Source organism: Pseudomonadota bacterium, from assembly GCA_039815145.1.
GTDB lineage: Bacteria > Pseudomonadota > Gammaproteobacteria > Steroidobacterales > JBCBZW01 > JBCBZW01.
Window position 1 is genome coordinate 1 of sequence record JBCBZW010000173.1, and the last position, 9,060, is coordinate 9,060.

At 66.4% G+C, this 9,060-nt stretch carries 7 protein-coding genes; 4 read left to right on the plus strand and 3 right to left on the minus strand.

Annotated elements, in window-relative coordinates:
* Positions 1 to 171 precede the first annotated feature (171 nt).
* Complete coding sequence (locus AAF184_23100; GenBank protein ID MEO0425243.1) at positions 172 to 2,772, minus strand: hypothetical protein; 2,601 nt, start codon at positions 2,770 to 2,772, stop codon at positions 172 to 174.
* A 376-nt stretch (positions 2,773 to 3,148) separates the two neighbouring features.
* On the opposite strand from AAF184_23100, the gene AAF184_23105 reads away from it, so the two are divergent.
* Both AAF184_23105 and AAF184_23110 read left to right on the plus strand, forming a co-directional pair.
* The gene (locus tag AAF184_23105) at positions 3,149 to 3,916 is read left to right on the plus strand and encodes a LytTR family DNA-binding domain-containing protein (GenBank protein ID MEO0425244.1); all 768 of its coding nucleotides are present in this window, start codon (positions 3,149 to 3,151) and stop codon (positions 3,914 to 3,916) included.
* Positions 3,913 to 5,028: a histidine kinase gene (locus AAF184_23110; protein ID MEO0425245.1), complete on the plus strand. Its 1,116-nt coding sequence runs from the start codon at positions 3,913 to 3,915 to the stop codon at positions 5,026 to 5,028. Before AAF184_23105 ends, AAF184_23110 begins: the two co-directional genes overlap by 4 nt.
* Before the next feature lie 67 nt (positions 5,029 to 5,095).
* Here AAF184_23110 and AAF184_23115 read toward each other — a convergent pair whose 3' ends face one another.
* Positions 5,096 to 6,541, minus strand: coding sequence for a GGDEF domain-containing protein (locus tag AAF184_23115; GenBank protein MEO0425246.1), 1,446 nt, complete (start codon positions 6,539 to 6,541; stop codon positions 5,096 to 5,098).
* 261 nt (positions 6,542 to 6,802) lie between these two features.
* On the opposite strand from AAF184_23115, the gene AAF184_23120 reads away from it, so the two are divergent.
* Positions 6,803 to 8,080: a toll/interleukin-1 receptor domain-containing protein gene (locus tag AAF184_23120; GenBank protein ID MEO0425247.1), complete on the plus strand. Its 1,278-nt coding sequence runs from the start codon at positions 6,803 to 6,805 to the stop codon at positions 8,078 to 8,080.
* A gap of 2 nt (positions 8,081 to 8,082) precedes the next feature.
* Here the strand turns inward: AAF184_23120 and AAF184_23125 are convergent, their stop codons facing one another.
* Entirely contained in the window at positions 8,083 to 8,619 is a 537-nt protein-coding gene (locus tag AAF184_23125; protein MEO0425248.1) for a hypothetical protein, read from the minus strand.
* A gap of 183 nt (positions 8,620 to 8,802) precedes the next feature.
* Between AAF184_23125 and AAF184_23130 the strand changes: the two genes are divergently transcribed.
* Positions 8,803 to 9,060 (plus strand): hypothetical protein (locus AAF184_23130; protein MEO0425249.1); only part of this gene is annotated, 258 nt, incomplete at its 3' end.

Below are 9,060 nucleotides of genomic sequence, written 5' to 3' on the forward strand. Positions count from 1 at the left end.
CGTGCAGTTTCGCGCCGCCCTGGTGGACCCGACCCTGGAGGGCTACCGCTTCGTGCGCACGATCCCGGTGGACGTGCACCCCTACGACCCTGCGTCCGTGGCCTCCTACCGCGAGGCCCTGAACGCCACCTCGGGGTGGAAGCGACGGGGTCCGGTGCCGCCGCCCGCGACCTAGCGCAGCGCCTCGGCCTCATCACCGTCGAGGATCCCATCCTCATCCCGATCGATCCCCATCCGCACCCCAGCGCCCGGCGGAACGCAGGTGAAGGTGACCACGTTGCCAGGCGCCCGCGCTGCGAGCAGGGTGTCGCGCAAGGAGAGCTCCTCGCCCGCGCGGTCCAGTTGGAAGCGAGGCGGTGCGGTGAGCATAGTCATGCCGCGCGCTTCGCCATCGATGATGCCGTGACCGATCAGATCACATTCGCCGAGGCCTGCCCGCTCGCGCAGGAGACTCCAGTCCCCGATCGCCGCGGCGAAGTTGTCCGCACGCAGGGTGATCTGTTGACCGACGATGGGCGCCAGGTTGCTGTCCACCGCGAGCAGGAAGTTGGCCGTGGCCTCGCGCTCCAGGGACGTCTCGAACTGGGAGAAGCTGCGCAGGAAGTTCGGCAGCGTGTCGAAGGAGCCATCGAAGATGTAGCCGTAACCGCGGATCTGATCGCCCACCGGCGGTTGCGGCACGGAGAAGATGCGGCCGATGAAGCCGACCTTGGTGTAGAGGTTTCTAAAGTGAGCAACTTTCATAGGCTGGCCTGCCCGGGCGCCGCCCGTGAGGCCCGACGAGCCGAACAGTCCTTGGGCCTTGTCCACCGTGTGGCAGTCATTACAGGGCACGCCCTGGCCGCCGATACGATTGCGGAAGATGTCCTCGCCCAGCTGCTGTTCGGTGGTGAGGGAGTTATCGAGGGCGCGGATCGGGTTCGGCGGGTAGGTGAGGGCGAGGGCGAAGTCAGTGAAGGCCTCCATCTGCCCATCGCTAAGCGGCGCCGTGGCACCGAGGAGACCCTCGAAGGCGCCATTGAAGGCGCGGAAGGCGGCGGCCACGTCGAAGGGGTCGCCGCTGTCCGGGTCGTTGCCCCCCGTGCGGTCGCCCCGCCAGTGCAGGGGGCCGTGGTTGCTCATGCCGCGCAGGCTCTGAGTGCTCAAGGGGCCTTTCATCGGGTGGAAGGGCAGCACCTGATCGCCCGTCGGTACGGGCGGATTGGGGTTCGCTTCGGTGAGCCCGTCCGGGTTGCCGAGATCCCACGAGAGCTGATCCAGGTCACCGAAGATGTGGCAGCCCGCGCAGGAGGAGTCCCCGCGGCTGGAGCTCAGGCGGGCGTCGTAGAGGAAGCGTCGGCCGTTGCGTACCTCGGTGGGTTCGGGATTGAACATCGCCGCCGACTGGATGGCGCGACGGCGTTCGATGTCGATCGTGACCACGGCATTGTTGAAGCGCGAGAGCACGTACAGTCGCTGGCGAGCCTCGTCCAACACCAGGCCCGTGGGTCCGCCGCCCGGCACGGCGATGTGATCGGTCTCGTCGGGCACGAAGGTGCCGGTCTCCAGGGCGTCCGTGTCGAAGGAGGCCACCTTGTCCGAGCCCATGGCGGCGAGCCAGAGGGTGGCGCCGTCGGCGCTGATCGCCATCTCCAAGGGCGTCGCTAGGCTTCGTGAGTTTTCGCTCTCGGTTCCCGGGAACCGGTCGTAGTCGATGTGCTGGTTGAGGTGGCGCGGTTGCACCGTGCCATCGTCCAGGTCGATCACCGTGAGGCGGTTCTCGATGAAGTGACCGCGCACGGTCTCGCCCCCGGACAGTTCGCCGGGGCCCTCGAAGCGTACCTGGTTGCGGGCCTCGAGGTTGGTCACGTAGAGCCGGGCCTTGGCGGGGTTTACGGCCATGTTGAAGAGGGTCGTGCCGACGCCCGAGTAGCGCGCCACTTCCACCGGGGTCTCCGCGTTGGCGTCGATCGCAAAGACGTCGTAGTCGGGCAGGCTGACGCGCACCATGTCGCTCCAGTCTCGACCGCCCGCATCGAGCCATTGATCCCCCACTTGGCTCACGATCAGGCCGACCTCCGGCGCCGGCAGCCCCTCGACGTTAGCGAGCGGCGGGAGTTGGCCTTCGTCGCCTACGCGCTCGTGGGTGACGATGGTCGTGCGGTTGCCGGAGTGCAGGACGCCCGCGTAGACGCGGCCGCCATCGGGGCTCACGGCCAGGGGACGGGGCGTGTCGCCGAAGAGGGTGACGATGGTGAGCGGCACCTCGCCCTCGTCATTGGCGTCGAACACCCAGACATCGGCGCGGCCCTCGCTCTCGAAGGGGCGATAGGGGATGGGGGAGTGCTGGCCGCGGTGGGCGGTGGAGATGAAGGCGCGATCACCCTCGGGGCCGGCGAAGACGATGTCCCGCGGCTCGTCCCCGACGCGCAGCGTGCGCACCACGCGCGGGGGCTCTTCGCTCAGGGACACCACGGACACGCTATCGGAGAGATGGTTCACCACCCACACCTGATCCAAGGCCTCGAGGGTGGCGACGGCCACGGGCTCCATGCCGACGGGCACGGAGTGCAGGTGACGCAGGCCCAGGCCCTCCATCGCGTAGATCTCGAGACGGTTATCAGGGGTATTGGTCGCGAAGAGGCGTTCACCGTCTGCCGATAGGGCTAGGGGCCGCACCTGACCGGATTCGAAGGCGGTGAACGACCCCTGCCCCAGGGCGGGGGCGCTGGCCCAGGCCGAGCAGAGGATCAAGGCACCGAAGACGATGCATGGGGTACCGGGCCTGGTCATCGGGTGGGTCCCTCCAAGAGTGAGCAAATGGAACGTTTCGGTGGAGCGGACGGACACTCTAGCCAAAACGGACAGCTCGCCCGCCCATCGGTCGATGAAGATTTTGTGTCACTGCGGAGCAGGCAGGGGCCCGTTGGTTCAACCGACACGGCCGTGGCGGATCATCGTCGGTCCGCGGGACCCGGCTATGGGTAGCGGTGGAGTTCGCCGCGCAGCCTACCCTTGCCGCAACGCAGCGCAGGGCGCCCGGCTCGATCGATCGACCACGAAGGCTCTCGATCTCCCTGACACCCAAGGGACGCCCGTTCCCCGTCCGCCGCGCCCGTTCCCAAGGGCGGCCTCGACCTCCCCGGCGGGGGCGTGCTTGAATCGGCCGATGGCGCTGCCTCCTACGAACGCCTCCGCTGCGATCCGTACGCTGATCGCCGACGACGAACCGCTGGCGCGGGAACTCCTCGGCAACCTCGTGCGCCGCGACCCGCAGCTGCACCTCGTGGCGAGCGCTGCGAGCGGGGCCGAAACCTTGCGCGCCGTGGAGCAGTACCAGCCCGCATTGCTGCTGCTCGACGTGCAGATGCCAAACCTGGACGGCATCTCCGTGGCCGAGCAGCTGGCCGACCGGCCGCACGGCCCCTACGTCATCTTCGTCACCGCGCACGATCGCTTCGCCCTGCAAGCGTTCGAGGTGGCCATGCGCGACTACCTGGTGAAACCGATCGCCAAGCGACGCTTCGAAGCCGCGATCCGACGCGCCAAGCAGGAGCTGCTCGGGGCCCCGCCCGCCACCGTATCGAGCGATGAGGGCCTGCGCGTGCGCAGCGGCGACCTCCTGCTGAGCGTGAAGCCCCAGGACCTCATCTGGGTGGAAGCGGCGAACCAGTACGTCCGCTTGCACACGGTGGGGGGCGACTCGCTGATCGTGGCACAGTCGCTTCGCCGCTTCACGGCCGAACTCACCGATCCCGACTTTCTGCGCATTCACCGATCCACGCTCATCAACCAACAGCACCTGGTCGCCGTGCGCAGCGTGCAGGGGCGCTATCGCGTGGAACTGCGCGACGGTTCCCAGCACGATGTCGCCCGCAACCGGCGAGCCCTCGTACCCGCGCTGCTCGAACGCGCCCGCGAGAACCGGCCGCGATGAGTGCCGTGGCCACGGCGCGCTTGTATCCACGGATCGGCTGGCGCTTCGTGCTGCTCTCCCTGCTCGGGTGGAGCTTGCTGGCGGCGATCCCGACCACCTCGGCCTACCTTGGCACGGGGGCGCGCGACATCGCCGTTTGGTGGGCGATGTTCAGCCGCATCGGCGTGTACTACTACCTCTGGGGTGCGGTCGCGCCCTTGCTCTACCGGATGACCGATGTGCTGCCCTACCGGGGAAAGGCGCTCGTCGGCACGCTCACCGTGCACCTGCTCACCCTGATAGGTCTGAGTTTTGTGCTCGGCCTCATCGTGCATCACGATGGCTGGCAGGAGTGGTTGTTCGGCGCGCGCGCCGCCGGTTACCACTCGATGAGTGCCTTCACTTACGCGCTGATCGTGCTGTGCTCGCTCACGCTGAAGTTCTACCGCCTGAGCCTGCTGCGCGAGCGGGAGGCGAGCGAGGCGCGGATTCTGGCGGCGGAGCTCGACAGCAAGTTCAACCTCGCGCGGGTCGATTCCCTGCGCATGCAGCTCAATCCGCACTTCCTCTTCAACGCGCTCAACAGCGTGGGGGCGTTGATCGATACGGGCAAGGGCGAGCTGGCGTACCGGGCCGTCGAGCAGCTAGGAGATTTGCTACGTCGGGTGCTGAATCTGGCCCAGGCCGCGGAGGTGACCCTGGACGAGGAGTTGGCCTTCTGCGAGGACTACCTGGCCCTCGAGCAGGTGCGCTTCGGTGATCGCCTGCGCGCGCGGTGGCAGATCGAGGCGGAGACCGACTGCCTGGTGGCCGCTTTTGTGCTGCAGCCGGTGATCGAGAATGCGCTGCGCCATGCGGTGGAGCCGTCGGTTGAGCCGGTGGAAGTGACGGTGCGCGCTCGCCTGGCCGGAGCGCAACGCCTGGTGCTCGAGGTGGAAGACGATGGCAATGCGGTGTCGCTGGCCACCGGTGGTGCTGGCGTGGGTCTACGCAACCTACGGGAGCGGTTGGCGTTGCACTACGGTCGCGAGGCCAGCGTCGAGGCGCAGGCGCTGAATCCGGGATTCCGTGTACGTCTGGACTTGCCGGTGCGGCGAGACCGTCCCGACATGCAGGGGCGAGGCCAAGACTAGTGGGACTCGCGGGGTCAGCGAGCGTTGCCCGGTGTTCGACGTCGCGTTGATGATCCGGCGTACGCCGCTAGTCGTGCGATTTCTCTGTGGGCTCGTTGGCGGTTGACTTCTCGTAGGCAGCGTGTCGAAGCGTGTCGCGTCCACCGCGTTTTGCCGCGTAGAGCGCCTGGTCTGCTGCACGCATCACCGTCTCGGGGCTATTTCCGTGAAGTTCAGAGCTTGCGATACCCGCCGACACCGTGGGTGGTGCATAGCTCGGATCTGCACTTCGGCGCCGCGCCTCTCGTAACGCGGACTGAATGCGACGAGCCACCGCTTCAGCTTCTACTAGCTGCGTGTTCGGCAGGACGATGATGAACTCCTCTCCGCCGTAGCGGCAGGCGATATCGTCCGGCCGTACATGCGCCTCGATAACGTTTGCGAGATGTGTCAAGGCGCGATCCCCAGCCGCGTGGCCATGCGTGTCATTGATCGTCTTGAGGTAGTCCACGTCCAGCATGATCAACGAGTAGTGTTGGCCTACGGTCTCCTGGTAAGTGTCGCTCTGAAGTACGTCGTCCAGGTGTCGCCTGTTGAAGAGGCCGGTGAGCGGGTCACGGGTCGAACGGTGTTGCAGGTCCAGCTTCAGCTGTAGGGCTTGCACCGTCAGGGACACCCGTTGCTGCAAGATGCGAAGGGTGGCGGGTGATACGTCGTGCGTACCGTCACCTGTTCGATCGAAGATCCGTATCAATGCCACCGTCTTGCCATTGGCCATGATCGGCACGTGTTTCGGCAGTGTGCAAGACGGCGGATCTGCGTCCGTGAGCTCATTGCAGAGGGCGGTAGGCGAGGGAGGTGGACGTTGGGGAGGGTCTAGCAATGCCTCGGTGTCCCCGTTGGCACCCCAACTGGCGATTGGCGCGCATGGCACGGTGTCATCACTTTGACAGACGGCGACGTAGCCGTACGTTTGCGGCATGAGCTCAGCCACGGTACGTGCTACCACCGCGAAGAGTTGGGGAACCGTCTGGGCAGTCTGCAACTCGTTGGCCATCTCAGCCAGAAGCGTGAGCTCGCGTTGCTGTCTGCTCACGCTGTCGAGGGTGGATGTCAGCTCCGCATTCGCATCCGCCAGCGATTGGCGCACCGTGCGTTGTTCGTCCAGGAAGCGGTTGCCTCGCGCCACCAGCGGCCACAAGGCGATCGCCGTTGCAGCCGAGGCAGTGGCGGTTGCTACCTTGGCGAGAGCATCGGCCCAGTAGTTGGGTGTCCAGATCGTGTAGATATCGATCAAGTGGGCAGTGCCGCATGCGAGGATGAACGCGCAGAACATCGCGGTGATCCAGCGCAGGTCAGCCTTTCCGGCGCGACGGCGCATACCCCAGAGCAGGGCAGCCGGAATCGAGAAGTAGGAGAGGGCGATGATGGCGTTGGAGCCGACGATCATCCAGAGAATCGTGGGCTGCCACAGGAAGCAGTGCCCGTGGGGCATGAACTGCGAGGTGTCAAACCAACCCGCGATTGCTTCCATGGCACTCCTCGGAATGTGGCAGGTGTCGCCAGTGGGTCTGTTCGAGCTCGGCGCGTCGCCTGGCGACCGCTGCTGGGCGCCCGTGACCCCCTAAGAGGCGCATTATGCTCGGTGCGTATTCAGCGGATCGTGGCGAATTGTGAACAATCGAAAACTGTTGGATGCGGCGCGCCGGAGCCGTCGGCACCTGGCCCTGCGCGGCCCGAGCCCAGCCGATGCCCTACACTGGTCGGCGATTACGAGGCCCTAAGGGTGAGCACCATGGATTTGCTCGACTTGAGTCACCTGCAACGTCGCGTCGAATACCAGTACGACGTGTTCATCAGCTACTCATCGGCCCAGGAGGCCGAGGCGCGCGCCACCTACGCGACGCTTTCGCCGCACATGTCGGTGTTCTTCGCGCCTGAAACCCTCGACACGCTCGACTACGAGCCGGACCAGTACGTCGAGGTGTTGAGTGACTCCCTGGCACAGTCCTGCCAGACCCTGGTGCTCCTGAGTGAGCGATTCCTGGCCAGTTCCTGGTGCCAACTCGAACTGTACGGCGCCCTGAACCTGTGCACGGAGGAGGAGCGCCGCCGCCTGTGGATCGCGCCGCTGGAGGCGAGCGCGGAACGAGAGCTGAGCGGCCAGTTCGTGCCGCTGCTACGCAGCCCAGACGACGCCGTTGCAGCCGTGCGCCGTCGTTTCGAGGAAGGTGACCTGAAGCTCGGGGATCGCTTTGCTGATCGCACCGTACCGAAGATGTTCGTTGATCTACCCCTCTACGAACTCTACGAGCCGCCCTCGGCGGGCAAGCGCCCGCCCTGGGGCAAGGACTCGCGCTCACCCCACGGGATTCCCGGCGCGCCACCGTTCTACATCTACGAGAAGATGGTGCGCGAGTACATGGTGCAGATGGAGCGGCGCCGTGCCGATGCTGACGCAGACGGTATTCTCCTGGCGGCCCAGGACGAAACCCTCGAGCTGTCCATACCGATGAGCGGTATTGGCGAGCAGTACGCGTACATGCCCCGCGCGGCGCGGGAAGACGCCAGCTATCTGCTGAGCATGGGCTTCCTGGGCCACTCGGGCAGCACCGGAGGCCGCCTCGACGGTCGCTGGCTCTTCGCGCGCGCCATGTTGAGTTTCACCCAGGGCCAGGACCATCCTGAGCTGCGCTTGCACGAGGCCTTCGGGCGAATCTGCATGGGGCAGTTGGAGGAGATCGATCGTTTCGAAGCCGCCGTCGCCGAGAACGCGGACAGCAGCGTGGTCGGGTACTTCCGGGTGCAACTGGCCAAGGCCAAGTACCTCGCGCGGGACTACGAGGGTGCGCTCGGGACGTTTGCCTCATCGCAGGTGGGCGCCGCTGGGGAGGACCGCCTGGTGCGCGACGCGTGCTTGGCGCGCTTGAACCGGTTGAGCGCCGAGGTGCGCGAGGAGAACGCCCGCAGCGAGGTCAGCGTCGATCGTGAGCGAATGCGCTCATCGCTCGAGTCTCGCGAGCACCTGGACTTCTGGGCCGAGGGACTCGCGCTCGCGGGCTACCGCCCGTAGGCCTACGGGCCCAGCACCTCCGCCAGCCGCTCCCGCGCCTGCGGATTCGCCTCCAGCCACTCACTCGCGCCCGGGACCCGCGCTAGCGACACCACGAACCAGGCCATCTCTTGCGCCACATTTGCCTGCGTAATGCGCGTGACGCTCGGTAGGATGACATCGGCGATGGGGTCGGACGTGTCCTCGAACTCGATGTTGGACGCCAGCGCGATGTAGCGCGCCAGCGCCGAGGCGATGTTCTCACCGAGGGGTTCTTGTAGCTTGTCGTCCTCCGTGCGGGTCAGCTTCGCCACGACGTGCGCGAACTGCAGGCCCGTGAGCCCCTTGGACACGTCGTCCCCCAGGGCCGTCACGACCACCGGCGCGGGATCGCCTGCCTTCGGCGCCTGCATGGAGTTGATCAGGCCTGCGACCGCCGCGGCGCTGCGCTTGGTGTTCGACTCACGCAGCAAAAAGGCGAGGTAGCTGAGCATGGCGGCGGGACGTTGCCCCTCCTTCCTCAGGATCTCCGCGTACCTGTTACGCGATCGGCTCGTCATGCCGACCCTGCCTGGCTGTGCGAGGCAGTGCGTCGCGGGATGGGGACGCCTGCTGGGGAGCGTTCGTCCCGCCTACCCTCCCGTTCGCAAAGGGATCGGGCCGCTCTCAAGGTGAGACGCATCCTGCGACAGGGGGCGCGGCAAGCTGTTCCGCGTGTTACCCATCGCATGGAGCAACCCCCGATGAGACTTTTCTCCGTCACCCTGCTGGCCGCGCTAACCGCCTGGAGCCCCCTTGCACTCGCCACGCAGAGCGCCGAGCGCCTGACGCCGTTGCCTCGCGCCTGCGAGGAGGCGCTCGCCCTCTCGGCGCTGCCGTTGCGCCTGCGCGAACAAGCGTCGGTCTACGCGCTGACCGATCAGGGCTTCGAACTGACCCGACGCAGCGACGGCCCGTTCACCTGCATCGTCGAACGCAACCACGCCCGATCGATCATCCCC

Bases quoted from the DNA above. Each gene is read 5' to 3' on its own strand.
- AAF184_23100 (MEO0425243.1), bottom strand. From the start codon at position 2,772: ATGACCAGGCCCGGTACCCCATGCATCGTCTTCGGTGCCTTGATCCTC.
- AAF184_23105 (MEO0425244.1), top strand. From the start codon at position 3,149: ATGGCGCTGCCTCCTACGAACGCCTCCGCTGCGATCCGTACGCTGATC.
- AAF184_23110 (MEO0425245.1), top strand. From the start codon at position 3,913: ATGAGTGCCGTGGCCACGGCGCGCTTGTATCCACGGATCGGCTGGCGC.
- AAF184_23115 (MEO0425246.1), bottom strand. From the start codon at position 6,541: ATGGAAGCAATCGCGGGTTGGTTTGACACCTCGCAGTTCATGCCCCAC.
- AAF184_23120 (MEO0425247.1), top strand. From the start codon at position 6,803: ATGGATTTGCTCGACTTGAGTCACCTGCAACGTCGCGTCGAATACCAG.
- AAF184_23125 (MEO0425248.1), bottom strand. From the start codon at position 8,619: ATGACGAGCCGATCGCGTAACAGGTACGCGGAGATCCTGAGGAAGGAG.